This window comes from Micromonospora sp. WMMD736, from assembly GCF_049179015.1.
Classification (GTDB): Bacteria; Actinomycetota; Actinomycetes; order Mycobacteriales; family Micromonosporaceae; genus Micromonospora.
Map to the genome: position 1 here is coordinate 5,705,148 of NZ_JBMHMI010000001.1, position 25,162 is coordinate 5,730,309.

The following is a 25,162-nucleotide window of genomic DNA, read 5'->3' on the forward strand; positions in this document are numbered from 1 at the left end:
CGCCGCTCCTCGGAGGGCGACGGCGGCGGACTCACACCTCCGGTCGGTCGCCCTCGCGGGGCGGCTCGCCGTCGCGGCGGCGCAGGTCGTCCTCACGCCGACGCAGGTCCTCCTCCCAGCGGCGGAAGAGCTCCTGGTCCTGCTGCTTGGCGCGGTCCTGCACCGAGCGCAGGAACTCCGGGTCGTCGTCGGGAGCGAGTGGCCGGCGCGGCTGCCGCCCGGCGGGGCCCGGCCACGCCGTGCGGGCGGAGGTGCCCGGCTCGCGCCCGGCGACGAACCAGGCGATCGACCCGACCAGGGGGAAGAACAGGATGATCAGCACCCAGGCGATCCGGGGCAGGGCGCGGATCTGACCCTCCTCGGCGGACAGGCAGCTGATCAGTGCGCAGACGGCGAGGACGATCTGCGCCAGGAAGAGGAGAACGTACAGCCGGGCCATGCACCCATCATGGCGCACGGTGTCGCGTCAGCGTAGTCCGCGAACCGTCAGCAGCACGCCGAGCAGCGCGAGCCCGACCGAGCCCAGCGCGACCAGCGGCAGCGTCCGGCCACCGGTACGGGCCGCGCCGACGCCGGTGGCGCGCGGCCAGCAGAGTACGAGCAGGCCACCCCAGACCAGCACGGCTGCGCCGACGACGAGCGCGCCGAACACGCCGCCGTTGGACGCGAGCCGGACGGCCAGCGCGGTCACCACGGTCAGCGTGAGCAGGGTGCGCCGCCAGGCCAGCCGGGTCCGCTCCGGTTGCAGGCCCGGGTCGCGTCCGGCGCTCACCGTTCCCCGACCGCCCGGGCCAGGACCGCGAGCACCAGCAGGACGGCCCCCGCGCCGACGGCGAGGGCGAGGATGGCGGGGAAGCGCGAGGCGGGCAGCTCCTGGCCGAGCCGGATGGCCCGTTCGGTACGCGCCCAGTGGTCCACGGCGCGGATCGCGACGGTGCCGCCGAGCAGCAGCAGCGCGACCGCGATGACCTCCCGCAGGTGGCTCATCGGCAGCGGCGGCAGGAACTGCGCGGCGGCCAGCCCGCCGCCAACCAGCGCGAGCCCGGTACGCAGCCAGGCGAGGAAGGTCCGCTCGTTGGCGAGGGAGAACCGGTAGTCCGGTGTCTCACCGACGGAGCGTGCCTCCGCCGGGTCGAACCAGCGCCTGATCGCTTCCCACACGATGGGAGATTATCCGCTTCCCCCGGACCGTAGCCTGGTCCGGTGACCGATCTTGATGTGAACACCCTGCGCGCCGCCTACGACAACCAGATCCGCCCGGAGATCCCCGACCCGGTTCCGGCCGGGGTGACCGTGGAGCGGGACGGCCCCCTCGTGCGGATCACCGGGCTCGACGCGGGTGGCTTCCTGACCTACCGCGACCTGGGCGGGCTGACCGGCGACGCGCTTGACGAGCTGATCGCCCGGCAGGTGGCGTTCTTCCGCGAGCGCGGCCAGTCGGTGGAGTGGAAGCTCAACGAGCACGACGAGCCGGCCGACCTGGCGGACCGGCTGCGCGCCGCCGGCTTCGTTCCGGAGGACCGGGAGACCGTCGTGGTCGGGCCGGTCGCGCCGCTGGCGGCCGCGCTGCCGGTGGTTCCCGAGGGGGTACGCCTGCGTGAGGTGACCTCCCGCGCTGATCTGGAACGGATCGCCGCCATGGAGGAGGAGGTCTGGCAGGCGGACCGCTCGCACCTGGTGACGGGTCTGGCCAAGGAGATCGACGCCGACCCGACCTCGATCACGGTGGTGGTGGCCGAGGCGGACGGGACGGTGGTGAGCGCCGGCTGGGTGCGGTTCCCGGCGAACACCGGCTTCGCCACGCTCTGGGGCGGCTCGACCCTGGCGCAGTGGCGGCGCAGGGGCATCTACCGGGCGTTGGTCAACTACCGGGCGCGGCTGGCCGAGCAGCGGGGTCGGACGCTCCTGCAGGTCGACTGTTCCGAGGACAGCCGGCCGATCCTCCAGCGACTCGGACTCGTAGCCGTCACCACCACCACGCCGTACGTCTACACTCCGTGATCATGGAGCAGCGGCTGACGGACGAGGAGCGCCTGACCCTGAAGACGGGCGCGTTCGGCGCGGTCTTCCTGGTCTCGAACGCCGACCCGGGGATGCTGGGCGTGATCCGCGAGAGCGTCGCCGCCTCGGGCGCGCTGGCCGACGCGAGCGGCGTGGTCAAGGAGGCGCTGACCACCGGCCCGCTGCCCCGCCTGCCCCGGGACTCCCAGTTGGAGATCGAGTCGGTGGTGCTGCCGGCGCTCGGGCGGGCGGTACGGATCCTGCGGGAGAAGTCGCCGGCCGACGTCGAGGCGTACCGGTCGGTGGTGCTGACCGCTGCGGACCGGGTCGCCCGCGCACACGCCGGGGTGGCCCCCGCCGAGACCGCCGCCATCGAGCAGATCCGGGGCGCGCTGGCCGAGCCCGTCTGACCTGCGCCACGCCGGTGACCTGTGTCACTCCGCGTGCTCGACAGCGGTAACCTACTGGCAGGTAACATTGCCGCGTGGGCAACTGCACAGCAGCCCGCGGTTGACCGGGCGTCGACCGACAGGCGAGGCTGCGGCCCAGACCGGGCGAGCCAATCGCAACACCACACAGGAGGGTCGTCGAAGCGCGATGAATATCGTCGTACTCGTCAAGCAGGTGCCTGATTCGGGCGCGGACCGCAACCTGCGCAGTGACGACAACACCGTCGACCGCGGTTCGGCGAACAACGTGATCAACGAGATGGACGAGTACGCCATCGAGGAGGCGCTGAAGATCAAGGAGGCGCACGGCGGCGAGGTGACCATCCTGACCATGGGTCCGGACCGGGCGACCGAGTCGATCCGCAAGGCGCTCTCCATGGGTCCCGACAAGGCCGTGCACGTGGTGGACGACGCCCTGCACGGTTCCTGCGCGGTGGCGACGTCCAAGGTGCTCGCCGCCGCCCTCGGGCAGCTCAACGCCGACCTGGTGATCTGCGGCGCGGAGTCCACCGACGGCCGGGTGCAGGTCATGCCGCACATGATCGCCGAGCGGCTCGGCGTCGCGGCGCTCACCGGCGCGCGCAAGCTGACGGTCGACGGTTCCACCCTGACCGTCGAGCGGCAGACCGAGGAGGGCTACGAGGTCGTCACGGCCGCCACGCCGGCCGTGGTCTCCGTGTGGGACACCATCAACGAGCCGCGCTACCCCTCCTTCAAGGGCATCATGGCCGCGAAGAAGAAGCCGGTGCAGACGTACTCCCTGGCGGACCTGGGCGTCGCGCCGACCGAGGTGGGCTTCGACGGCGCGACCAGCGCCGTCGTCGAGCACACCAAGCGCCCGCCGCGCTCCGGCGGCGCCAAGGTCACCGATGAGGGCGAGGGCGGCGTCAAGCTGGTCGAGTTCCTCGCCACCGAGAAGTTCGTCTGAGAGCGGGTCTGGACATGTCTGAGGTTCTCGTCGTCGTCGAAGCCACCAAGGAATTCGGCGTCAAGAAGGTCACCCTCGAGATGCTCACCCTCGCCCGTGAGCTGGGCACCCCGAGCGCCGTGGTGCTCGGTGGCCCCGGGGCCGCCGAGGCGCTCAGCGCCAAGCTGGGCGAGTACGGCGCGGAGAAGATCTACGCCGCCGAGGGTGACGACATCGACGGCTACCTGGTGGCCCCGAAGGCGACCGTGCTGGCCGAGCTGGTCCAGCGGGTGCAGCCGGCCGCCGTGCTGCTGGCCTCCGCCCAGGAGGGCAAGGAGATCGCCGCCCGGCTCGCCGTCAAGCTCGACAACGGCATCCTGACCGACGTGGTCGGCCTGGCCGCCGACGGCACCGCCACCCAGGTCGCCTTCGCGGGCTCCACCATCGTCAAGTCCAAGGTCACCAAGGGCCTGCCGCTGGTCACCGTCCGGCCCAACTCGGTCACCCCCGCCCCGGCGGCGGCCACCCCGACGATCGAGCAGCTCACGGTGTCGGTCACCGACACCGACAAGCTGGCCAAGGTCGTCGAGCGGGTCGCCGAGCAGAAGGGCTCCCGGCCCGAGCTGACCGAGGCCGGCGTGGTCGTCTCCGGCGGTCGTGGCGTCGGCAACGCCGACAACTTCAAGCTGGTCGAAGAGCTGGCCGACCTGCTCGGTGGCGCCGTCGGCGCGTCCCGCGCGGCCGTGGACTCCGGCTTCTACCCGCACCAGTTCCAGGTGGGCCAGACCGGCAAGACCGTCTCGCCGCAGCTCTACGTGGCGCTGGGCATCTCCGGCGCCATCCAGCACCGGGCCGGCATGCAGACCTCGAAGACGATCGTCGCCGTCAACAAGGACGGTGAGGCGCCGATCTTCGAGCTGGCCGACTTCGGCGTGGTGGGCGACCTGTTCAAGATCGTCCCGCAGGCCGCCGAGGAGATCCGCAAGCGCAAGTGATCAGGTGAACGAAAAAGTGGCCGCCCGGCACCGGGCGGCCACTTTTTTCGTGGGGAGCTGATCGGCGGGCCGGGGAGCTGAGCCGGCCCGCCGATCAGCCCGTCAGGGTGCCCCTCAACAGGCTGTCGCCGGAGTGGCGGGTGTTGTTGTCGTACTGCTCGGCGGACACGTCGACCACCGAATAGCTCTTGAGGTCGACATTCGGGGGCAGGGGCAGCAGAGCGTCCGCGTCGCCACCGAGGGTGCCGATCGAGAACATCTCCATGGTCGTCGGGTTGATGAGCCAGACCTCGTAGTACCCCGGCACGCGCGGGAGATTCGCCACATGCAGATGTAGTTGGCCGCCCTGTAGCACCCGCGCGTCGCCCTGGGCCGATTTCGGTGTCGAGCCGAACGCCGCCAGTGGCGCGCTGGCCAGCACCGTCGGCGTCTCCGCCGGCTCTGGTTCCGTCGGCCGCAGCACCGTGACCGTGCCCACCACACCGATCGCCGCCGCGGCGACGGCGGTCACCGCCGTGGCCGCCCAACGGGACCAGCCACGACCCCGGCGCGGCCGACGCGTCGGGTCCAGCCGGGTGACGGTCTCCGTCCCGCGGGTCTGCCCCGGCACCTGCTGCCGATCGACACCGGTCAGCACCGCCACGGGCGCGTGGACCTCGGTGACCTCGGCCGCCCGGATCTCGGCTTCGATGCCCTGCCAGATGTGCTCCGGCGGGTCGGGCAGGTCGCCGAGACCCTGCGTCTCGGCACCGAGCCCGGCGACCTGCCGCAGGGCCGACAGCTCCGTCCGGCAGTGCGCGCAGGTGTCGAGGTGGGTGCGCTCCCCGTCGTCCGCCTCGCTCTCACCGAGCGCCAGAAAGACCAGCCGCTCGTGCTCCAGGTGCTGCACCATCCACCTCCCATCTGCGCTTCAAGCTCGCCATACCGCGTCGGATGTGACTCTTCACGGTGCCCAGCGGCACCCCGGTCACCGCGGCGATCTGCTGGTGTGTCAGGTCGTCGTAGAAGGCCAACTCCAACATGCGTCGCTGGTCGTCCGGGAGGCGTGCCAGCTCGTCCGCGATCACCAGCCGATCCACCACCCGGTCCGGGTCCGGGCCGGTCTGCGCCGGCTCGGGCAGTTGCCGGACGGTCTCCACCACCCGGGTCTCCCGCGCCGAGGCGCGCATGCGGTCGATCACCTTGCGTCGGCCGATGCCGAGCAGCCAGCCGACCAACGAGCCCTTGGTCGGGTCGAAGGTCTCCCGGCCCAGCCACGCGCCCACGAACGTCGCCTGGGTCACGTCCTCGGCGTCGGCCCGGTTGGCCAGCATGGTGGTCGCGAGGTGCAGGACGGCGCGGCCGTAACGCTCGTACGCCGCACGCAGCGCCGCCTCGTCGCCGGCCCGGAACCGGGCCGCGAGGTCGTCCGCCGGTGGGTCCGGTTGCGGTGGCAGCGCCGTCACGGGGCGGCCCGCCTTCGATGGGGCATGCCCGACTGTAGCTGCCACAGCCCTCGCCCCACTCTCCCGGTCAAAGTCATCTCACCTGCTCTTCGTCGGGCGACGGTGATCTGGATGCGGTCGGAGGCGAGAAAAAGAATCGCGTCGAGAGCGCATCCGCCCGTCGCGGAGCCGGCGTAACCCGTTCTGCAAGCCAGGCCTGACTAATCAGCATCAATCACCAGGAGGCAGACATGCAGCTCTCGTACTTCCGTCGGGTCGCCGCAGGCGGCGCGGTCGCCGCGCTCACCTTCGCCGGTGCCGGCGCGTTCACCGCCACCCCCGCGTACGCCGCCACGTCGAAGGTCTCCGTCGTGCACGGCATCCCGGACACCCCGGTCGACGTCTACGTCAACGGCAAGAAGACGCTCGACAACTTCAAGCCCGGTGACGTGGCCGGCCCGCTGAACCTGGCCGAGGGGGAGTACGACATCGCCCTCACCAAGCCCGGTGAGCCGGTCGGCAGCGCGATCCTCAAGGCCGACGACGCCAAGGTGCCGGGTGGGGCGAACATCAGCATCGCCGCACACCTCGACGCCGCCGGCAAGCCGAAGATCACGCCGTTCGTGAACGACGTCTCCAAGGTCGAGGCCGGCAAGGCCCGCCTGATCGTCCGGCACACCGCGGCCGCCCCGGCGGTCGACGTACGGGCCGGCGGCACCCCGGTCTTCAAGGGCCTGACCAACCCGAACGAGGCCAAGGGCGACGTCGACGCCGGTGAGGTGAAGGCGGACGTGGTGCTGGCCGGCACCGACACCGTGGCCATCGGCCCGGCGGACCTGAACCTCTCCGAGGGCACCGCGACGATCGTCTACGCCATCGGCTCCGCCGAGGGCAAGAACCTGGACGTGGTGGCCCAGACCATCACCGGCCTGCACTCCGCACCTGGCGGCGTGCCGAGCGGTGACGGTGGCCAGGCGGGTACCGGCGTGAACACCTGGTGGTACGTGCTCACCGGTGCCGGCGTACTCCTGCTGGTCGGTGGTGGGGCGCGGATGGCGACCGCGCGGACCGGCCGCAAGTGACGGTGCGCAACCGCGGCGCGCTGGCGGCCCTGGCCGCCGGCGCTGCCGCGCTCACCGTCGCCGCCCTGGTGGCGTGCAACTCCCAGCCGGCCGAGAACGTCGGCACCGAGGAGGCGACCGCGCTGGCCAGCCCCACCCCGACCGCGCCCGTCCCATCGGTGCCGGTGACCGGCGGCGACCTGCCCGCAGGTGCCCAGGCCGTCCCGCCGGTCCGGCTGGTCATCCCGGAGATCGGCGTGACCGCCACGGTCAACGCGGTCGGCATCAACGAGCGCACCAACGAGTTCGAGGTGCCGCCGAGCGTCGATGAGATCGGCTGGTACCGGTACGGCCCCGGCCTGGAGGCGGACGCCGGATCGGTGGTCATCGCCGGGCACGTGGACAGCGCCAGACAGGGCAACGGAGCGTTCTTCCGGCTCCGCGAGCTGGACCAGGGCGACACCCTGACCGCGACCGGCAGCGACGGCAAGGCCCGGCGGTACCGGGTCGTCGCCCGGGAGGAGTACGCCAAGACCAAGATCCCGCTGGACCGCTACTTCGCCCGGGACGGCAAGCCGAGGTTGACCCTGATCACCTGCGGCGGGCCGTTCGACGCCAAGGCCCGCAAGTACCGCGACAACATCGTCGTCACAGCGGTGCCCGCCTGAGCGGGGGACCCGTGTCCGCTTCGTGCCGGGGTGGCCCGCACACCCCGGCACGTCGCGCGGAGGCCACTCCGCCCTCAACTCGCTGTCCGGTCGGCCGTACGCTGAGAGGTGATGGCTTACCTGGATCACGCGGCTACCACCCCCATGCTCGACGAGGCACTGGAGGCGTACGTCGCCACCGCCCGCGAGGTCGGCAACGCGTCCTCCCTGCACGCGGCCGGTCGTCGTGCCCGTCGCCGGGTCGAGGAGTCGCGCGAACGGGTGGCCGCTGTGCTGGGCGCCCGGCCGTCCGAAGTGATCTTCACGGGCGGTGGCACGGAGAGCGACAACCTGGCCGTCAAGGGCCTCTTCTGGGCCCGCCGGGACGCCGTCGCCGACCGTCGGCGGGTGGTCTCCAGCGCCGTCGAACACCACGCCGTGCTCGACTCGGTCGACTGGCTGGCCGCGCACGAGAACGCCGAGATCGGCTCGCTGCCGGTGGACGCCACGGGCCGACTCGACCCGGAGACCCTGCGCGCCGAGCTCAGCGCGCACGCCGACCGGGTGGCCCTGGTCACCGCGATGTGGGCCAACAACGAGGTCGGTACCGTGCAGCCGGTGGCCGAGCTGGCCGCCGTCGCCGCCGAGTACGGTGTGCCGTTCCACACCGACGCCATCCAGGCCGTCGGGCAGGTGCCGGTCGACTTCGCCGCCAGCGGGGCCGCCGCGCTCACCGTCACCGGTCACAAGCTGGGCGGTCCGATCGGGGTGGGCGCCCTGCTGCTCGGCCGGGACGTGACCGCCGTACCCCTGCTGCACGGCGGCGGCCAGGAGCGCGACGTCCGTTCCGGCACGCTGGACACCGCCGGCATCGTCGCCTTCGCGGTCGCGGTCGAGACGGCGGTGAAGGGCCAGCAGGAGTACGCGGCCCGGGTGGCCGCCCTGCGCGACGACCTGATCGAGCGGGTCCGCCGCGCGGTGCCCGAGGTGATCTACAACGGCGACGCGACCGACCGGCTCCCCGGCAACGCGCACTTCTCCTTCCCGGGTTGCGAGGGCGACGCACTGCTGCTTCTGCTCGACGCCCAGGGCATCGCCTGCTCGACCGGCTCGGCCTGCTCGGCCGGCGTCGCCCAGCCGTCGCACGTGCTGTTGGCGATGGGCGCCGACGACGACCGCGCTCGTTCGTCGCTGCGCTTCACGCTCGGCCACACCAGCACCCAGGCCGAGATCGACGCCCTGGTGGCGGCCCTCCCCGCAGCGGTGGAGCGAGCCCGCCGAGCCGCCGCCCCCCGAACCCCCCGCTGACCCCGGCCCGCCCGCTCGGCGTGATCGCGCGGGGCCTCGGCGCGTTCGCGTTGATCATGAAGTTGTTGCCCTGCGGGTCGGCGTGTCGTGGCAATAACTTCATGATCAACAGGGTGGGTCGGTGCGGACGCGGACGCGGGCGCGGGCGGGGCGGGGTTGGGGGGTGGGGGTTGGGTTGGGTGGTGGATAGGGTTGGGTCTGTGGGGAAGGGGGTTGGCTGGTGAGAGTTCTGGCGGCGATGTCGGGCGGGGTCGACTCGGCCGTGGCGGCGGCGCGGGCGGTGGCGGCCGGGCACGACGTGACCGGCGTGCACCTCGCGTTGGCCCGCAATCCGCAGACGTACCGGACCGGGGCGCGCGGTTGCTGCACCCTCGAGGACTCCCGGGACGCCCGCCGGGCCGCCGACGTGATCGGCATTCCGTTCTACGTGTGGGACATGGCGGACCGGTTCCACGAGGACGTGGTGGACGACTTCGTCGCCGAGTACGCCGCCGGCCGTACGCCGAATCCCTGTCTGCGGTGCAACGAAAAGATCAAGTTCGCGGCGGTGCTGGACCGGGCGATCGCGTTGGGCTTCGACGCGGTGGTCACCGGTCACCACGCCCGGCTCGGCCCGGACGGGCTGTTGCGCCGGAGCGTCGACATCGCCAAGGACCAGTCGTACGTGCTGGCGGTCCTCACCCGCGAGCAGCTGGACCGCTCGATGTTCCCGCTCGGCGACTCGACCAAGGCGCAGGTCCGCGCGGAGGCCGCCGAGCGCGGCCTGGCCGTGGCCGACAAGCCGGACTCCCACGACATCTGCTTCATCGCCGACGGTGACACCCGTGGCTTCCTCGCCGGCCGGCTCGGCGAGACCCCCGGCGACGTCGTCGACGCGAGCACCGGCGCGGTCGTCGGCAGCCATACCGGGGCGTACGCGTACACGGTGGGCCAGCGTCGCGGCCTGCACCTGGACCGGCCCGCCCCCGACGGTCGGCCGCGTTACGTGCTCTCGATCACGCCCAAGAGCAACACCGTGACGGTCGGGCCGGCCGAGGCGCTGGAGGTGTCCCAGGTCCGCGCCATCCGCCCGGTCTGGACCGGTGGTCCCCGCCCCGACGCGCCGGTCGAGTGCGAGGTGCAGCTCCGCGCGCACGGCGACGTGGTGCCGGCGACCGTCGACCTCGACGGCGACGCGCTGCACGCCGAGCTGCGCCGTCCGGTCCGCGGCGTCGCCGCCGGTCAGGCCCTGGTGGCGTACCGGCCGGACCCGGCCGGCGACATCGTCCTCGGCTCGGCCACGATCGCCGGCTGACGACACGGCCCGGGTGCCCGCGGGATAGCCTTCGGCCGTGACAGATCAGGCGTGGCCGTGGCCGGCCGGCGCGGCGACCGGCATCGGTTCGTTGCCCGGCACCGACATCGCTGAGGCCCAGCGGGTGGTTCTCGGCGAGCTTCCCGACCTGCCGCACCTGCCCGAGCTGCCGGCCCGGGGCCCCGGGGCCGACCTGATCGGCCGCAGCGCCGGGCTGCTGGTCGAGCTGCCCGTCGAGCTGTACACCGGGCGGTGGCGGGTCGCCCCCCGCCCCGGCCGTGACCTGCGCCGGGCCCGGGACCTGATGGAACGTGACCTGGACCAGCTCACCGAGCAGGCCGAGGGGTACGCCGGTCCGATCAAGGTGCAGGCCGGCGGCCCGTTCACCCTGGCCGCCGCGCTGGAGCTGCCGATCGGCGGCCGGCTGCTGCGCGACCCCGGTGCCGTGCGCGACCTCACCGGCTCGCTCGCCGAAGGGCTGCGCGAGCATGTGGCGGCGGTCGCGCGACGGCTGCCCCAGGCGTCGGTGCTGCTCCAACTGGACGAGCCGTCGCTGCCGACCGTGCTGGCCGGACGAGTGCCGACCGAGAGCGGGTTGGGCGCGTACCGGGCGGTGGAGTCGGCCGACGCGGCGGCCCTGCTGCGCACGGTCGTCGACGCGGTGGCCGTACCCACCGTGGTGCACTGCTGCGCCCCGGACGTGCCGTTGGAGCTGATCCGCTCCACCGGGGCCGTCGCGGTCGCCCTCGACCTCGACCTCGTCACCGACCTGGATCCGCTGGGCGAAGCGATCGATGCCGGCCTCGGGTTGTTGGCCGGCGCCGCGCCGACCCGGCCGCCGTCGGCCGGTGGCGCACCGACCTCCGGGCAGATCGCCGATCGGGTACGACAGATCTGGGACCGCCTCGGCTTTCCCCGCCGGCAGCTCGCCCAGCAGGTGGTCGTCACCCCGGCGTGTGGCCTGGCCGGCGCCACCCCGCGGTACGCCCGGGCGGTCCTCGCGGCCTGCCGGGACGCCGGCCGCCGGTTCACCGAGGAGTGAGGTTTCCTGTCGTATCCGGTGGGCAGGATGACCGTCATGATTGGACAGCTACGTTCAGTGGTGATCGACTGCCCCGATCCGCGGGCGCTGGCCGCGTTCTACGCCGAGCTGCTCGGCATCCCCATCGCCGAGGACAACTCCGAGGACGACTGGGTGGTGCTCGGTGGCCCGCCCGGTCACCAGCCACGACTGGCTTTCCAGCGGGCGCTCAACCTGCGTACGCCGTCCTGGCCGGACCCGGAGCGCCCGCAGCAGTTCCACCTGGACGTGACCGTCGACGACATCGAGAGCGCGGAGAAGGCGGCGCTCGCGCTCGGTGCCCGGCGGCTGCCCGGCGAGGGCGACGGTTTCCGGGTCTACGCCGATCCGGTCGGCCACCCGTTCTGCCTCTGCTGGGACTGACCACGCACGACGGCGGTTGCGGCGGCCGGGCATGATGGCCGCCGTGACCTCCACCGCCGTACTGCGCGCCTCCGGTTCGCTCTTCGGTCTCGCCTACGGCGACGCGCTGGGCAAGCCCACCGAGTTCCTGACCGTCGCCGAGATCGAACGCCGTTACGGTCCGACCGGCCCACGAGAGTTGACCGGTGACCCGGCGTTGGTCACGGACGACACGCAGATGGCGCTGGCGGTGGGCTGGGCGCTGCACGAGGCGTCGACGCTCACACCGGACGCGGTGGAGCCGCTGCTACGACGCCGCTTCGTGGCCTGGTCGGTCAGCCCGGACAACAACCGCGCCCCCGGGATGACCTGCCTGCGCGCCTGCGCCGACCTGGATCGAGGGCTGCGCTGGCAGGAGGCGACGGTCGCCGGCTCGAAGGGCTGCGGCGCGAACATGCGCGTCACGCCGGTCGGGCTGTTGGACGTAGACCTCGACACGATGGCCGGTCTGGCCCAGTTGCAGGCCGGGCTCACCCACGGCCACCCGACCGGGCTGGCCGCCAGCGAACTCACCGCCTACGCGGTCGTCGCCCTGCGCGGCGGCGTCACACTGCCCGAACTGCCCGCGATCCTCACCGAGCGGGCGCGGTCCCAGCGCCGGGTCTACCACCAGGAGTGGTTGGGCGATCTCTGGCGTCGTCCGGGGGCCGACACGCCGGAGGAGTTCATCGCCCACGGTTGGGACGAGTGCCTGGCGGCACTGCGCCGGCTGACCATCGCCCTGGCCGCACCGGACGACGGCGGCGACCCGTGCCGGGCCACCGGAGAGGGGTGGGTGGCCGAAGAGGCGCTGGCCACCGCGCTGTTCTGCGCCGTACGCCACGCCGACGACCCGGTCGCGGCGCTGGCCCGGGGCGCGACCACCGCCGGTGACTCCGACTCGATCGCCGCCCTGGCCGGCGCCTTCGTGGGCACGGCAGTCGGCATGGCCGCCTGGCCGTCGGGATGGGCCGACCGCATCGAGTACGCCGATCAGCTCACCACCCTCGGCAAGAGCTGGGACTGACCGCCCGTCCCGGCGCGGCCCGGTCCGTGCGGCCTGGCCCGTGTGGCCTGGCCGAGTCCGGTGTGGCCTGGCCGAGTCCGGTGTGGCCTGGCCCTGCTCGGTGTGGCCTGGCCCTGCCCGGTGTGGCCTGGCCCTGCCCGGTGTGGCCTGGCCCTGCCCGGTGTGGCCTGGCCCTGCCCGGCGCGGCCTGGCCCTGCCCGGCGCGGCCTGGCCCTGCCCGGCGCGATTTCTGGCGGTGATCGACTCGGGTTTCTGGAAGTCGGGGTGTTGCTGGCGGGTGGAGGGGCCGGGTTCCAGGATGCCGAGTGGATCAAGGCGAGGGCTGGCCTCGCCCGGTCCGGCGGTCAGCTGGTGGACAGGTGGCGCAGGCTGCGAACCTTGCGCCAGAGGTCGGCGTCGCAGCGGCCGGCGCGGTCGGCGAAGTCGGCCGAGTCGATCCGGACCGGCTCGGTCAGGCTGAGGTAGCTGTCGTGCTCGGCGTCGGGATCCCAGTCCCGGGTGGGAATCCGGACATGGTCGTCGCGGTCGCTCTTGTCCTGGCTGGTGATCTTCAGGACGTCGGCGCCCCGCGAGTCGGCGCGGAGCACCAGGCAGGGGCGGACCTTCGAGCCGCTGCCATCGGCGTACGGCACGTCGGCCCACCAGATCTCGCCCGCCGCCGGAGCGTCGGCCGTCCGATCGGTGTCACGGGAGCGGGGCGTCGCGCCCGGCCGGTCGGTGCCGCGCGGCCTCGGCGGTGCGGGGCGGCGGCCACCTGCGCCGGTCGTGGCACGTCGACCGGGTCGGTCGGTCGAGCGTCGGTCGGTCGAGCGTCGCGTCGCCGCCCGGTGTCGCCAGCTGTTCCACGCCCAACCGGCGGCCACCGCGAGCAGGATCGCCGCCGCCCAGAGCAGCGTCTCGGTCATGGCCACCTCCGCGCCCACGCGGCACGCCGGCCGCTTCGTGCGGCGATCCTCGCACGTCACGACCCCCGCCGCCCGCCGACGACACCGCCATTCGTGCCGCCGAGCCCCCGTGTTCCGGGGCGCTCGGAACCGCCACGGCCAGGCAGCCATCCCGCGCCGGCCGTCCCGCACCCGCGCCGGCCGTCCCGCACCCGCGCCGGCCGTCACCCGCGCCGGCCGTCCTGCACCCGCGCCGGCCGTCACCCGCGCCGATCTTGCTCTTTCTGCTGCGACATTCCGGACGTCCCACCCCTACTGACGACCGCAACTGCAAGATCGCCGGGGGTCCGGCGACGGGCCCGCCTCGGCCTGCGGAGACACCAACGTCGGGGCGGCCGGGGTCCCCGGGGCCCGGCGTTCACCCCGCTGGCGGCACCGCCGCCCGGCCCCGGCGCGCGGGCCGGCCGGGCGCGCGCCTTGATCCACTCCAGATCGCCGAAGTCGGGGTGTCCTGGCGCTGGGATACCCCGACTTCGGCGATGTGGAGTCGATCAAGAGCGGCGGCTTCGTCGGCGAGGCGCGGCGCGGCCAGGGACCGGGAGCGTGAGGCGTCACGGTCGGCGCGGGTGGGCGGCGGATTGTCGGCCCGGACCGATACCGTGCCTTAGTAGCGTGATCAGGGAGGTCGCAGGCGTGTCCGAAGGTGGCGGGGTGTCCGAGGAGCAGATCGGTCAGCAGGTCAGCCCGGCTCAGGAGGCGGCGGCCGGCGCGGAGCCGACGCCGCAGGCGCGGGAGCGGCACGCCACGCTGAGCCGTGAGCTGACCGAGCATCAGTACCGCTACTACGTGCTGGATTCGCCGATCATCACCGATGCCGAGTTCGACAAGCAGCTGCGCGAGCTGGAAGCGCTGGAGCAGGAGTTTCCCGCGCTGCGGACGCCGGATTCGCCGACCCAGCGGGTGGGTGGCACGTTCTCCACCGACTTCACCCCGGTCACGCACGCCGAGCGCATGCTCTCGCTCGACAACGCCTTCGCCGACGAGGAGCTGGCGGCCTGGGCCGAGCGGGTCGAACGGGACGCGGGTGGGCCGGTGCCCTACCTCTGCGAGTTGAAGGTCGACGGTCTGGCGATCAACCTGACCTACGAGGCCGGTCGGTTGGTCCGGGCGGCCACCCGGGGCGACGGTCGCACCGGCGAGGACGTCACCGCCAACGTGCGCAGCATCCGGGACGTGCCCGGCCAGCTCACGCCGTCCGCCGAGTTCCCGACGATCCCCGAGCTGCTGGAGGTCCGGGGCGAGATCTACTTCCCGGTCGCCGCGTTCGCCGACCTCAACGCGGGTCTGGTCGAGCAGGGCCGGGCGCCGTTCGCCAACCCGCGCAACGCCGCCGCCGGCAGCCTCCGACAGAAGGACCCGAGGGTCACCGCCTCCCGGCCGCTGCGTCTCGTGGTGCACGGCATCGGCGCGCGCCGGGGGTTCCAGCCCGCCGCGCAGTCCGAGTCGTACGCGGCCCTGAAGGCGTGGGGGCTGCCGACCAGTGACCGGTGGCGGGTCGTGCCGGACCTGTCCGGCGTCGCGGAATACATCGCCTACTACGCCGAGCACCGGCACGACGTCGAGCATGAGATCGACGGTGTGGTGGTCAAGGTCGACCCGGTCTCCATCCAGGGTCGTCTGGGCTCGACCAGTCGCGCTCCGCGCTGGGCGATCGCCTTCAAGTACCCGCCGGAGGAGGTCACCACCAAGCTCCTCGACATCGACGTCAACGTGGGGCGTACCGGTCGGGTCACCCCGTTCGCCGTGCTGGAGCCGGTGCGGGTGGCCGGCTCCACGGTCGCGCTCGCCACCCTGCACAACGCCCGGGAGGTGGAACGCAAGGGCGTGCTGATCGGCGACACGGTGGTGCTGCGCAAGGCCGGCGACGTGATCCCCGAGGTGCTCGGCCCGGTGGTCGACCTGCGGCCCGCCGACGCCCGCCCGTTCGTCATGCCGACCACCTGTCCGGCATGCGGCACCCCGCTCGCGCCGTCCAAGGAGGGCGACGTCGACATCCGGTGCCCCAACACCCGCAGCTGCCCGGCCCAGCTCCGCGAACGGGTGTTCCACCTCGCCGGCCGTGGCGCGTTCGACATCGAGGTGCTCGGCTACAAGGGCGCCGCGGCGCTGCTCGACGCGGGGATCATCGCCGACGAGGGTGACCTCTTCCAGCTCGACGCCGACCAACTGTCCCGCTCGCCGTTCTTCGTCAACAAGGACGGCAGCCTCGGCACCAACGCGGTCAAGCTGCTCGACAACCTGGCCGTCGCCCGGGAACGTGACCTCTGGCGGGTGCTGGTGGCGCTCTCCATCCGGCACGTCGGCCCCACCGCCGCCCAGGCGCTGGCCCGGCACTTCCGTTCCGTGGAGGCCATCGACGCGGCCAGCGAGGAGGAGCTGTCCTCCGTCGACGGCGTCGGGCCGACCATCGCGGCCAGCATCCGGGAGTGGTTCGCCGTGGACTGGCACCGCGAGGTGGTCCGCAAGTGGGCCGACGCGGGCGTACGGATGGCCGAGGAGGCGGTCGACGAGGGCCCGCGTCCGTTGGAGGGGCTGACCGTCGTGGTCACCGGCACCCTTGCCGGCTTCTCCCGGGACCAGGCCGCCGAGGCGGTGCAGAGCCGGGGCGGCAAGGTCAGCGGCTCGGTCTCCAAGCGGACGAGCTTCGTCGTGGTGGGGGACAACCCGGGTTCCAAGGCGGACAAGGCCGCCAGCCTCAAGGTGCCGGTGCTGGACGAGGACGGGTTCCGGCTGCTGCTGGACGCGGGTCCGGACGCCGCGCGGGAGGTCGCCCGGGTCGAGGGCTGACGCCGCCACGCGACCGAGGTGGCCGCCGCGTATACCAACTTAATTACGACTACTACCGATTCGTGACTGTCATACCGGGAAACCTGGGGCTGAGGGCGTTTCATTGGGTCACGACGTGCTCACCGACACGTCGACGGTTCCTCGGGAGGTGTGATGGAGGTCGCCGACCCGCGCAACTCCCTCCCACCTGGGCGGGCGGCGCCGTTCGCCACCTTCGTCGTCGGCATCCTGGCGGTGGCGGCGCTGACCGCCACCGGTCCACTCACGACGCTTCCGGGGGAGCTGTCCCGGCTGCCGGTGGCGTTCTGGACGATGGCCGCGCTCGCGGTGATCTGCGACGCGCGCCCGTTCGTTCCGCCCGGGCGACGGCAGACCTCGGCGGTCTTCCCGTCCACCTGCTTCACCTTCGCCATCCTGCTCGGGTGGGGGCTCGGCCCGGCGGTGGCGGTGCAGGCCGTCGGGGTGGTCGTCTCCGGCTGGCGGATGGGCAACGCCGCCTGGCGGACGGCGTTCAACGTCGGCCAGTACGCCTGCGCGCTCGCCGCCGCGTACGGGGTCGTCCAGCTCGGGCCGGGCACCATCTTCTCCGGGGGACGCCTGCACTGGACCGACGTGGCCGCCGTGGGTGGCGCGACGCTGGCCTGGTTCGTGGTGAACTACGGGCTGGTGAGCTGGGCGGTACGACTGCGCTTCGGCGGCCGCTGGTGGCCCACCGTCCGCCGGGGCGTCGGTTTCGAACTGCTCTCCACCGGCTCGCTGCTGTTGCTGGCGCCGGTGCTCGTCGCCGCCGCCCGGCTCAGCGCGGCGCTGATCCCGCTGGTGCTGGTGCCGCTGTTCGCCGTGTACCGGATGGCCCGGCTGACCGTCGAACAGCAGCACCTGGCCGCCGCCGATCCGCTGACCGGTCTGCCGAACCGAAAGGCGCTGCTGGCCGAGGTCGCCGAGCAGGTCCACCTGCACGCCGAGCGGACCGCCCGGGGCGAGCCGGGCGGACATCTGGCGCTGCTGCTTATCGACCTGGACCGCTTCAAGAACGTCAACGACGCGCTCGGGCACGCGGTGGGTGACCGGCTGCTGGTCGAGGTGAGCGCCCGACTCGCGGACGTGGAACCCCGACCGCAGATGATCGCCCGGCTGGGTGGGGACGAGTTCGCCATCGTGATGACCGGGCTGTCCGACGTCGGTCAGGCGCGCGAGATGGCCGACCGGGTGGTCGGGGTGTTGGCCGAGCCGGTGCCGTTGGACGGGTTGCCGCTCGACGTGGGCGGCTCCATCGGGATCGCCATCTTCCCGGAGCACGGTGAGGACTTCGCCACCCTGATGCGGCACGCCGACGTGGCGATGTACGACGCCAAACACCGTAACGACACGGTTGCCGTGTACGCCCCGGAGTCCGACCACAACTCGGCCGAGCGTCTCGGGCTCCTCGCCGACCTCCGCCGGGTGCTCGAATCCGGCACGCCCGCCGTGGAGGCGAGCAACGCCGTGGGGGCGAGCAACGCCGTGGGGGCGAGCAACGCCGTGGGGGCGAGCAACGCCGTGGAGGTAAGCGACGCGGGCGAGGCGGGCAACGCCGTCGAGGCGGAGCAGTCCGAGCCGGGTGGATCGGAGCGGACGGCAGACGTACCCCTCGCGGTGGAGGCCGAGGTGCGCGGCGGTGACGGTGCCGCGCTGCCGGCCGGGGCCGCGCCGGTCATCGCCGCGCCGCCGGTGACCGACGGGCGGCGGTGGGGTCGTCGTCGGCGTGCCGCGGACGAGGTGGCGCACGCCGATGAGTTGATCAACCGGATCGCCACCGGGGCCGATCCGATCCGGGGTCGCAACAGCCGCGCGACGATTCCCGGCACCCGTCCCGGTCCGAGCCGGGACCGGCGTGCCGGCGGTCACGGGCGGCGCTCGCCCAACGGTGGCGCGCTGCCGCCGACGGGCGACCGCCGTCCAGGGCGCGATGCCGGGTCCCTCGCGGGCGGGCGGGCGACCGGGCCGACCGGGTGGGCAGGCGAGGGCGAGCCGGTCGACGACGCCGGTGCGATCACCATGTACTACCAGCCGCAGGTCGCCATCGCGACGGGCGAGGTGGTCGGTGTCGAGGCCCTGCTGCGCTGGCGGCATCCCCGTCGGGGCATGGTCGACCCGGAGGAGCTGATCCGGGTCGCCGAGCAGAGCGCGGTGATGCGGCTGCTCACCCGCCGGGTCGTGGACGACGTGGTGGAGCAGCTCGCCAAGTGGTCGGCGGCCGGCATCGGGCTACGCGCGGCGCTCAACGTGAGCGTGCGCGACCTGCACACCGGCGAGATCGCCGACCAGATCGCCGACCGGCTGGCCCGCTACGGGGTGCCGGCCGAGCGACTGCAACTGGAGATCACCGAGGGCGCCCTGATGGCCGATCCGCGTCGGGTGCTGGCGACGATCACCCGGTTGCACCAGATCGGGGTGGCCATCGCGCTCGACGACTTCGGCACCGGCTACTCGTCCTTGCAGCACCTGCGCCGGCTGCCGCTGTCCGAGGTGAAGGTGGACCGGTCCTTCGTGCTGGGCATGGCCGAGGACGCCGACGACGCGGCGATCGTCCGCTCGACGATCGAGCTGGCCGGCGCGCTGGGCCTGCGGGTGGTCGCGGAGGGGGTGGAGGACGAGCGGACCTGGCGGATGCTGTACGCGGCCGGCTGCGACGCGGCCCAGGGCTGGTTCTACGCCCGTCCGATGCCTGCCGAGGAGCTGGTCACCTGGCTGGCCCGGTATCGGCCGGTGCGCCCGAGCGGCGGCCCGGAGCCGGACGCCGGCCGCCGGCTGACGCGCTGACCCACCCGAGCAGCCGGCGCGGGGCGCGGAACAATAGACTCGCTCCGGTCACCGCGCGTCACGTTGCATCCGCCGCGCGGCCGGCACACCGCCCGACCAGCAGGACATCAGAAGGGGGCACGGATGGCCGCCATCTCCCGCGAGGAGGTCGCGCACCTGGCGCGCCTGTCGCGGCTCGCCGTCACCGAGGAGGAGCTGGACACGTTCGCCGGCCAGCTCGACGTGATCCTCCAGGCGGTCGCCCAGGTCGGCGAGGTCGCCGCCGCGGACATCCCGCCGACCTCGCACTCGGTGCCGCTGACGAACGTCTTCCGTGAGGACGTCGTCACGCCGTGCCTGACCCCCGAGGAGGTGCTGTCCGGTGCGCCGGACGCCGAGGAGCAGCGGTTCCGCGTACCCCGGATTCTGAGCGAGGACGTGGCCTCATGAGCGATTTGACCAGAATGACCGCGACGGAGATCGCCGCCCTGGTCGCCGGCGGGGAGACCTCCGCCGTCGAGGTGACCCAGGCGCACCTGGACCGGATCGCCGCGGTCGACGACCGGGTGCACGCGTTCCTGCACGTGGACACCGACGGCGCGCTCGCGGCAGCCCGCGCCGTGGACGAGCGCCGGGCCGCCGGCGAGGAGTTGGGCCCGCTCGCGGGTGTGCCGGTCGCGGTGAAGGACGTGCTCGCCACCCGTGGCGTGCCGACCACCGTCGGCTCGAAGATCCTCGAGGGGTGGCGCCCGCCGTACGACGCGACGATCGTGCAGCGGCTGCGGGACGCCGGCACGGTGATGCTGGGCAAGACGAACATGGACGAGTTCGCGATGGGCTCCTCCACCGAATACTCGGCGTACGGCCCGACGCACAACCCGTGGGACCTGAGCCGCATCCCGGGTGGCTCCGGTGGGGGCAGCGCCGCCGCGCTGGCCGCGTACGAGGCGCCGCTGGCGATCGGCTCGGACACCGGCGGCTCGATCCGCCAGCCCGGCGCGGTCACCGGCACCGTCGGGGCGAAGCCCACCTACGGCGGCACCTCCCGGTACGGCCTGGTGGCGTTCTCCTCGTCGCTGGACACTCCCGGCCCGTGTGCCCGTAACGTGCTCGACGCCGCCCTGCTGCACCAGGTGATCGGCGGGCACGACCCGCGCGACTCGACCTCGATCCCGCAGCCCGTGCCGGACGTGGTGGCGGCGGCGAAGCTCGGCGCGACCGGCGACCTGACCGGCGTACGACTCGGCATCGTCAGCGAGTTCGTCGGCGAGGGCGCCGAGCCGGGCGTGATGACGGCGTTCCGCGAGTCGGTGGACGCGCTGACCAAGATGGGCGCCGAGGTCGTCGAGGTCTCCTGCCCGACGTTCGCGTACGCGCTGCCGGCGTACTACCTGATCGCGCCGAGCGAGTGCTCGTCCAACCTGGCCCGGTTCGACGGTGTCCGGTTCGGCCTGCGGGTCGGCGACGACGGCAACCGGTCGCTGGAGGAGGTCATGTCGCTGACCCGCGAGGCCGGCTTCGGGCCCGAGGTGAAGCGGCGGATCATGATCGGCACGTACGCGCTGTCGTCGGGCTACTACGACGCGTACTACGGGCAGGCGCAGAAGGTCCGTACGCTGATCACGCGGGACTTCACGGCCGCGTTCGAGCGGGTCGACGCGCTGATCTCGCCGACCACCCCGTTCACGGCCTTCCCGATCGGCGCGCGCACCGCCGACCCGTACCAGATGTACCTGGCCGACCTGTTCACCATCCCGACCAACCTGTACGGCGGTCCGGGCATCTCGGTGCCCTGTGGTCTGTCCGAAGGGCTGCCCGTGGGCCTGCAGGTGATGGCCCCGACGATGGCCGACGACCGGATGTACCGGGTCGCCGCCGCGCTGGAGTCCGCGGTCGGCACGTTCACCCCACCGGCACTGTGAGGCAGGAGCCCAGATGACGACGACGCTGCCCGCGTACGACGAGGTCGTCGCGCGCTACGAACCGGTGATCGGCCTGGAGACCCACGTCGAGTTGGGCACGAACACCAAGATGTGGTGCGGCTGCCCGACCGACTTCGGTGGCGAGCCGAACACCCGGGTCTGCCCGGTGTGCCTGGGCCTGCCCGGGTCGCTGCCGGTGGCCAACAAGGCCGCCATCGAGGCGATCATCCGGATCGGCCTGGCGTTGAACTGCTCGATCGCCGAGTGGTGCCGGTTCGCCCGGAAGAACTACTTCTACCCGGACATGCCGAAGAACTTCCAGATCAGCCAGTACGACGAGCCGATCTGCGTCGACGGTTACCTGGACGTCGAGGTGAACGGCGAGACGGTCCGGATCGAGATCGAGCGGGTGCACCTGGAGGAGGACACCGGCAAGACGCTGCACGTCGGCGGCGCCACCGGGCGGATCCACGGCGCGACGGAGTCGCTCGTCGACTACAACCGCGCCGGCATCCCGCTGGTCGAGATCGTCACCAAGCCGGTCGTGGGCACCGGCGCGCTCGCCCCCGACGTGGCCCGCGCGTACGTCGCCGAGCTGCGGGACGTGATCCGTACCCTCGGCGTCTCGGACGTGCGGATGGAGGAGGGTTCGCTGCGCTGCGACGTGAACACCTCGCTCAACCTGCCGGGGCAGGAGTGGGGCACCCGCACCGAGACCAAGAACGTCAACTCGCTGCGGTCGGTGGAGCGGGCGGTCCGCTCGGAGATGCTGCGGCAGGCGGCGGTGCTCGACGCGGGCGGCCGGATCACCCAGGAGACCCGGCACTTCCACGAGGACACCGGGGACACCACCCCGGGCCGCTCGAAGGAGACGGCGACCGACTACCGGTACTTCCCGGAGCCGGACCTGGTGCCGGTCGCTCCGGACCCGGCTTGGGTCGCCGAGCTGAAGGCCGCCCTGCCGGAGCTGCCCCGGGTGCACCGGCGTCGGTTGCAGGAGCAGTGGGGCCTGTCCGACCTGGACATGCAGTCGGTGCTCAACGCCGGCGCGGTCGAGCTGATCGAGGCCACCGTCGCCGCCGGCACCACGCCCGCGGCGGCCCGCAAGTGGTGGCTGGGTGAGCTGTCCCGTCGCGCCAACGAGACCGGCGTGGAGCTGGCCGACGTCGGGGCCACCCCGGCGCAGGTCGCCGAGTTGCAGGGCCTGGTCGACGCCGGCAAGCTCAACGACAAGCTGGCCCGTACGGTGCTGGAGGGCGTGGTCGACGGCGAGGGCTCGCCCACCGAGATCATGACCAGCCGGGGCCTGGAGGTCGTCTCGGACACCGGCGCGTTGACCGCCGCCGTGGACGAGGCCATCGCCGCCAACCCGGGCATCGCCGACAAGATCCGCAGCGGCAAGGTCGCGGCGGCCGGCGCGCTGGTCGGCGCGGTGATGAAGTCGACCCGTGGCCAGGCCGACGCCGCCGCCGTCCGCACGTTGATCCTGGAGCGCCTGGGCGTCCAGGGCTGACACCCCGTTCGGAACAGGCCGCCGCCGCGACCCGGCGGCGGCCTTCTCCGCACCTCTGTCGACCACGCGGCCACCCCGCACCCCTCGTCGAGGGCGTCATCGTCGACGCCCGAATGGAGCCACCGTGACCCAGCACGACCTTGACGTTCTCGACGAGCTCCAGCGGCGGGTGCTCTGGCTCGCCACCCGGATCGTGGACGCCGCCAACCACGACCGGGCCACCGGCGACGGCGTGAAGGTCGGCGGGCACCAGGCGTCCAGCGCGTCCCTGGTCACGGCGATGACCGCGCTGTGGTTCGCGCACCTGGACGCCGAGGACCGGGTCGCGGTGAAGCCGCACGCCTCCCCGGTGTTCCACGCCATCCAGTACCTGCTGGGCAACCTGGACCGCTCCTACCTGCCCCGGCTGCGGGCGCGGGGCGGCCTCCAGTCGTACCCGTCGCGCACCAAGGACCCGGACGAGGTGGACTTCTCCACCGGTTCGGTCGGTCTGGGCGCGGCGGCGCCGCTCTTCGCCGCTGCCACCCGCCGGTACGTCGACGCCCACTTCGGGGCCCGCCCGCACTCCCGGTTCGTGGCGCTGATCGGTGACGCCGAGCTGGACGAGGGCAACATCTGGGAGGCGGTGGCCGACCCGGCGACCACCGGCCTGGGCAACGTGATGTGGCTCGTCGACTTCAACCGGCAGTCGCTCGACCGGGTCGTGCCCGGCATCCGCATCAACCAGTGGCGCGGCCAGTTCGAGGCCGCCGGCTGGCACGTCGTGGAGGTCAAGTACGGCCGCAGGCTCGCCGAGGCGTACGCCCGGCCGGGGGGCGAGGCGCTGCGCGACTGGATCGACGCGATGCCCAACGAGCAGTACCAGTCGCTGTTCGGGCTGGCCGGCGACGCGCTGCGCAAGCAGTTCCTGGACGGCGCACCGGCCGGGATCGCCGAGCTGATCGAGGGTGTGAGCGACGAGGAACTGGGTCCGCTCGTCACCGACCTGGGAGGGCACGACCTTCAGGCGATGCTCGACGCCTACGCGCAGTGCGACGCGGTCACCGACCGGCCCAGCGTCGTCTTCGCGTACACCGTGAAGGGTTGGGGGTTGCCCATCGCCGGCAATCCGCGCAACCATTCCGCGCTGCTCAGCACCGAGCAGGTCGACGCGCTGCGCAGCGCACACGGGTTGACCGCCGAGACCGAGTGGGACCGCCTCGACCCGGCGTCCCCGGCCGGCATCCGGGCCAACGCCCGCCGGGAGGCGCTGTCCCGCGCGCCGCGCGAGCGCGCGCTCGGGGTCACCGTTCCGGAGAGCACCGGAGTACGCGCCAACAAGCCCATCTCCACCCAGGAGGTGTTCGGTCGGGTGCTCGTCGACCTGGCGCGGGACCGGGAGGTCGGCCGTTACCTGGTCACGACCGCCCCGGACGTCGCGACCTCCACCAACCTCGCCGGATTCATCAACAAGACCGGCGTGTTCGCCCCCACCGAGCAGCGGTCCTGGACCGAGGACCGGATGCTGCGCTGGACCGAGAGCCCCACCGGGCAGCACATCGAGCTGGGCATCTCGGAGATGAACCTCTTCCTGCTGCTCGGGCAGCTCGGCCTGTCGTGGGACCTGTCCGGTCAGCCGCTGCTGCCGGTGGGCACGGTCTACGACCCGTTCGTGCTGCGGGGCCTGGACGCGTTCCTCTACGGCACGTACTCCGGCTCGCGGTTCGTGGTGGCCGGCACCCCGTCCGGCATCACCCTGGCCCCCGAGGGTGGCGCCCACCAGTCCACGATCACCGCCTCGGTGGGCCTGGAACTGCCCGGCGTGACGTTCGTCGAGCCGGCGTACGCGGGCAGCCTCGACTGGCTGCTCTGCGATGCGCTGGGGCAGATCGCCGGCGGGTCGACGCCCGCCGCGACGGCCGCCCCCGCCGAGGACGGCGCGTACTACTTCCGCCTCAGCACCCGTCCGCTGGACCAGACGCCGTTCGAGGCGGCCCGCGCCCGGCTCGGTGACGCGGTGCTGCGCCGGCAGGTCGTTGCCGGGGCGTACCGGCTCGTCGACGCGCACCAGGCGTACCCGCACCTGGCCGACGCGCCGGTGGTGCAACTCGCCGGCTCCGGTGCGGTGCTGCCCGAGGTGCTGGCCGCCGCCGCCGAGCTGGCCGAGGAGGGCATCGCCGCGCACGTCGTGGACGTGACCAGCCTGGACCGGCTCTACCGGGCGTGGCAGCGCACCCTGCGCCAGGGCGTACGCACGGCCACCGTGCCCAGCGTGCCCGGCGCGCTGCGGTCCGCGTTCGCCGACCGGGTGCCGGTGGTGACCGTGCACGACGCGGCCTCGCACGCCATGGCCTGGCTGGGATCGGCGCTCGGCGCACCGGCGGTGCCGCTCGGGGTCGACGAGTTCGGCCAGTCCGGCAGCGTGGCCGACCTGTACGAGCTGCACGACCTGCTGCCCGGCAGCATCGTCAACGCCGCCCTGGCCGCCCTCGCCCTGCGCTGACCGCGCCCGCGAGGGCGGGCTCTCCCCGCCTGCCGGCTTGCGTCTGCCGGCTCGCGCCTGCCGGCTCGCGCCTGCCGGCTCGCGCCTGCCGGCTCGCGCCTGCCGGCTTGCGTGCGCCGGCTCGCGGGTGCCGACCTTCGCGTCCCACCGCCGCCGCG

The 25,162-nt window shown here is 73.0% G+C and carries 23 protein-coding genes; 17 read left to right on the top strand and 6 right to left on the bottom strand.

The features are described from left to right. Positions 1 to 31: 31 nt before the first annotated feature. Genes ACN269_RS25770 through ACN269_RS25780 form a run of 3 tightly spaced genes read right to left on the bottom strand, consistent with a single transcriptional unit; the run spans position 32 to position 1,161 of the window. Complete coding sequence (locus ACN269_RS25770; protein ID WP_421474832.1) at positions 32 to 439, bottom strand: PLD nuclease N-terminal domain-containing protein; 408 nt, start codon at positions 437 to 439, stop codon at positions 32 to 34. Positions 440 to 466: 27 nt separating this feature from the next. Continuing rightward, entirely contained in the window at positions 467 to 772 is a 306-nt protein-coding gene (locus ACN269_RS25775; RefSeq protein WP_421474833.1) for a DUF202 domain-containing protein, read from the bottom strand. Next, a complete protein-coding gene (locus ACN269_RS25780) occupies positions 769 to 1,161 on the bottom strand; it encodes a YidH family protein (protein WP_421474834.1) in 393 nt (130 codons plus the stop codon). The genes ACN269_RS25775 and ACN269_RS25780 overlap by 4 nt, the downstream gene beginning before the upstream one ends. A 42-nt stretch (positions 1,162 to 1,203) precedes the next feature. Between ACN269_RS25780 and ACN269_RS25785 the strand changes: the two genes are divergently transcribed. The 4 genes from ACN269_RS25785 to ACN269_RS25800 all read left to right on the top strand — a co-directional run bounded on the left by ACN269_RS25785 (position 1,204) and on the right by ACN269_RS25800 (position 4,352). Continuing rightward, positions 1,204 to 2,001 carry a GNAT family N-acetyltransferase gene (locus ACN269_RS25785; protein ID WP_421474835.1) on the top strand — a complete coding sequence of 266 codons (798 nt, stop codon included), beginning with the start codon at positions 1,204 to 1,206 and terminating at the stop codon, positions 1,999 to 2,001. 2 nt (positions 2,002 to 2,003) lie between these two features. Beyond that, positions 2,004 to 2,411, top strand: a complete 408-nt coding sequence (locus ACN269_RS25790) for a hypothetical protein (protein WP_421474836.1) — start codon at positions 2,004 to 2,006, stop codon at positions 2,409 to 2,411. 187 nt (positions 2,412 to 2,598) lie between these two features. Beyond that, positions 2,599 to 3,378 (top strand): electron transfer flavoprotein subunit beta/FixA family protein, encoded by a 780-nt coding sequence (locus ACN269_RS25795; RefSeq protein WP_421474837.1) that lies wholly within the window; start codon positions 2,599 to 2,601, stop codon positions 3,376 to 3,378. Between the two features lie 14 nt (positions 3,379 to 3,392). Further along, entirely contained in the window at positions 3,393 to 4,352 is a 960-nt protein-coding gene (locus ACN269_RS25800; protein ID WP_421474838.1) for an electron transfer flavoprotein subunit alpha/FixB family protein, read from the top strand. A gap of 94 nt (positions 4,353 to 4,446) precedes the next feature. Here ACN269_RS25800 and ACN269_RS25805 read toward each other — a convergent pair whose 3' ends face one another. Both ACN269_RS25805 and ACN269_RS25810 read right to left on the bottom strand, forming a co-directional pair. Further along, positions 4,447 to 5,241, bottom strand: a complete 795-nt coding sequence (locus tag ACN269_RS25805) for an anti-sigma factor (protein ID WP_421476567.1) — start codon at positions 5,239 to 5,241, stop codon at positions 4,447 to 4,449. After that, positions 5,195 to 5,797 carry an RNA polymerase sigma factor gene (locus tag ACN269_RS25810; RefSeq protein WP_421474839.1) on the bottom strand — a complete coding sequence of 201 codons (603 nt, stop codon included), beginning with the start codon at positions 5,795 to 5,797 and terminating at the stop codon, positions 5,195 to 5,197. The genes ACN269_RS25805 and ACN269_RS25810 overlap by 47 nt, the downstream gene beginning before the upstream one ends. A 230-nt stretch (positions 5,798 to 6,027) precedes the next feature. Here ACN269_RS25810 and ACN269_RS25815 point away from each other — a divergent pair, with 230 nt between their 5' ends. From ACN269_RS25815 to ACN269_RS25845, 7 genes are all read left to right on the top strand, one after another. Next, positions 6,028 to 6,858: a DUF4397 domain-containing protein gene (locus ACN269_RS25815; protein WP_421474840.1), complete on the top strand. Its 831-nt coding sequence runs from the start codon at positions 6,028 to 6,030 to the stop codon at positions 6,856 to 6,858. Beyond that, entirely contained in the window at positions 6,855 to 7,505 is a 651-nt protein-coding gene (locus ACN269_RS25820; protein WP_421474841.1) for a class F sortase, read from the top strand. The genes ACN269_RS25815 and ACN269_RS25820 overlap by 4 nt, the downstream gene beginning before the upstream one ends. A 111-nt stretch (positions 7,506 to 7,616) precedes the next feature. Next, the gene (locus tag ACN269_RS25825; protein ID WP_421474842.1) at positions 7,617 to 8,792 is read left to right on the top strand and encodes a cysteine desulfurase family protein; all 1,176 of its coding nucleotides are present in this window, start codon (positions 7,617 to 7,619) and stop codon (positions 8,790 to 8,792) included. Positions 8,793 to 9,012: 220 nt separating this feature from the next. Then, complete coding sequence (gene mnmA / locus ACN269_RS25830; RefSeq protein WP_421474843.1) at positions 9,013 to 10,086, top strand: tRNA 2-thiouridine(34) synthase MnmA; 1,074 nt, start codon at positions 9,013 to 9,015, stop codon at positions 10,084 to 10,086. A gap of 37 nt (positions 10,087 to 10,123) precedes the next feature. Next, positions 10,124 to 11,128 (top strand): methionine synthase, encoded by a 1,005-nt coding sequence (locus tag ACN269_RS25835; RefSeq protein ID WP_421474844.1) that lies wholly within the window; start codon positions 10,124 to 10,126, stop codon positions 11,126 to 11,128. A 36-nt stretch (positions 11,129 to 11,164) separates the two neighbouring features. Next, on the top strand, positions 11,165 to 11,530 hold the full coding sequence (locus ACN269_RS25840; protein WP_421474845.1) for a VOC family protein: 366 nt from the start codon (positions 11,165 to 11,167) through the stop codon (positions 11,528 to 11,530). Positions 11,531 to 11,561: 31 nt separating this feature from the next. Then, positions 11,562 to 12,575 (top strand): ADP-ribosylglycohydrolase family protein, encoded by a 1,014-nt coding sequence (locus tag ACN269_RS25845; protein ID WP_421474846.1) that lies wholly within the window; start codon positions 11,562 to 11,564, stop codon positions 12,573 to 12,575. A gap of 344 nt (positions 12,576 to 12,919) precedes the next feature. Here the strand turns inward: ACN269_RS25845 and ACN269_RS25850 are convergent, their stop codons facing one another. Beyond that, a complete protein-coding gene (locus ACN269_RS25850) occupies positions 12,920 to 13,480 on the bottom strand; it encodes a type II toxin-antitoxin system PemK/MazF family toxin (RefSeq protein ID WP_421474847.1) in 561 nt (186 codons plus the stop codon). A gap of 690 nt (positions 13,481 to 14,170) precedes the next feature. Here ACN269_RS25850 and ligA point away from each other — a divergent pair. From ligA to ACN269_RS25880, 6 genes are all read left to right on the top strand, one after another. Continuing rightward, on the top strand, positions 14,171 to 16,306 hold the full coding sequence (ligA, locus tag ACN269_RS25855) for an NAD-dependent DNA ligase LigA (protein ID WP_421474848.1): 2,136 nt from the start codon (positions 14,171 to 14,173) through the stop codon (positions 16,304 to 16,306). Between the two features lie 153 nt (positions 16,307 to 16,459). Further along, positions 16,460 to 19,108: a putative bifunctional diguanylate cyclase/phosphodiesterase gene (locus ACN269_RS25860; protein ID WP_421474849.1), complete on the top strand. Its 2,649-nt coding sequence runs from the start codon at positions 16,460 to 16,462 to the stop codon at positions 19,106 to 19,108. A 123-nt stretch (positions 19,109 to 19,231) separates the two neighbouring features. After that, entirely contained in the window at positions 19,232 to 19,537 is a 306-nt protein-coding gene (gene gatC, locus ACN269_RS25865) for an Asp-tRNA(Asn)/Glu-tRNA(Gln) amidotransferase subunit GatC (RefSeq protein WP_355052147.1), read from the top strand. Continuing rightward, entirely contained in the window at positions 19,534 to 21,009 is a 1,476-nt protein-coding gene (gene gatA / locus ACN269_RS25870; protein ID WP_421474850.1) for an Asp-tRNA(Asn)/Glu-tRNA(Gln) amidotransferase subunit GatA, read from the top strand. The genes gatC and gatA overlap by 4 nt, the downstream gene beginning before the upstream one ends. Before the next feature lie 13 nt (positions 21,010 to 21,022). Continuing rightward, positions 21,023 to 22,522 carry an Asp-tRNA(Asn)/Glu-tRNA(Gln) amidotransferase subunit GatB gene (gene gatB, locus ACN269_RS25875; RefSeq protein WP_421474851.1) on the top strand — a complete coding sequence of 500 codons (1,500 nt, stop codon included), beginning with the start codon at positions 21,023 to 21,025 and terminating at the stop codon, positions 22,520 to 22,522. A gap of 124 nt (positions 22,523 to 22,646) precedes the next feature. Continuing rightward, on the top strand, positions 22,647 to 25,004 hold the full coding sequence (locus ACN269_RS25880) for a transketolase-like TK C-terminal-containing protein (RefSeq protein ID WP_421474852.1): 2,358 nt from the start codon (positions 22,647 to 22,649) through the stop codon (positions 25,002 to 25,004). Positions 25,005 to 25,162: the final 158 nt, after the last annotated feature.

What these genes read in the sequence shown, in the direction of transcription:
- ACN269_RS25825 (WP_421474842.1), top strand. Translation starts at nt 7,617, where the DNA reads ATGGCTTACCTGGATCACGCGGCTACCACCCCCATGCTCGACGAGGCA.
- ACN269_RS25815 (WP_421474840.1), top strand. Translation starts at nt 6,028, where the DNA reads ATGCAGCTCTCGTACTTCCGTCGGGTCGCCGCAGGCGGCGCGGTCGCC.
- gatC (WP_355052147.1), top strand. Translation starts at nt 19,232, where the DNA reads ATGGCCGCCATCTCCCGCGAGGAGGTCGCGCACCTGGCGCGCCTGTCG.
- ACN269_RS25840 (WP_421474845.1), top strand. Translation starts at nt 11,165, where the DNA reads ATGATTGGACAGCTACGTTCAGTGGTGATCGACTGCCCCGATCCGCGG.
- ACN269_RS25790 (WP_421474836.1), top strand. Translation starts at nt 2,004, where the DNA reads ATGGAGCAGCGGCTGACGGACGAGGAGCGCCTGACCCTGAAGACGGGC.
- ACN269_RS25860 (WP_421474849.1), top strand. Translation starts at nt 16,460, where the DNA reads ATGGAGGTCGCCGACCCGCGCAACTCCCTCCCACCTGGGCGGGCGGCG.
- ACN269_RS25850 (WP_421474847.1), bottom strand. Translation starts at nt 13,480, where the DNA reads ATGACCGAGACGCTGCTCTGGGCGGCGGCGATCCTGCTCGCGGTGGCC.
- ACN269_RS25845 (WP_421474846.1), top strand. Translation starts at nt 11,562, where the DNA reads ATGATGGCCGCCGTGACCTCCACCGCCGTACTGCGCGCCTCCGGTTCG.
- ACN269_RS25800 (WP_421474838.1), top strand. Translation starts at nt 3,393, where the DNA reads ATGTCTGAGGTTCTCGTCGTCGTCGAAGCCACCAAGGAATTCGGCGTC.
- gatB (WP_421474851.1), top strand. Translation starts at nt 21,023, where the DNA reads ATGACGACGACGCTGCCCGCGTACGACGAGGTCGTCGCGCGCTACGAA.
- ACN269_RS25770 (WP_421474832.1), bottom strand. Translation starts at nt 439, where the DNA reads ATGGCCCGGCTGTACGTTCTCCTCTTCCTGGCGCAGATCGTCCTCGCC.
- ACN269_RS25795 (WP_421474837.1), top strand. Translation starts at nt 2,599, where the DNA reads ATGAATATCGTCGTACTCGTCAAGCAGGTGCCTGATTCGGGCGCGGAC.
- gatA (WP_421474850.1), top strand. Translation starts at nt 19,534, where the DNA reads ATGAGCGATTTGACCAGAATGACCGCGACGGAGATCGCCGCCCTGGTC.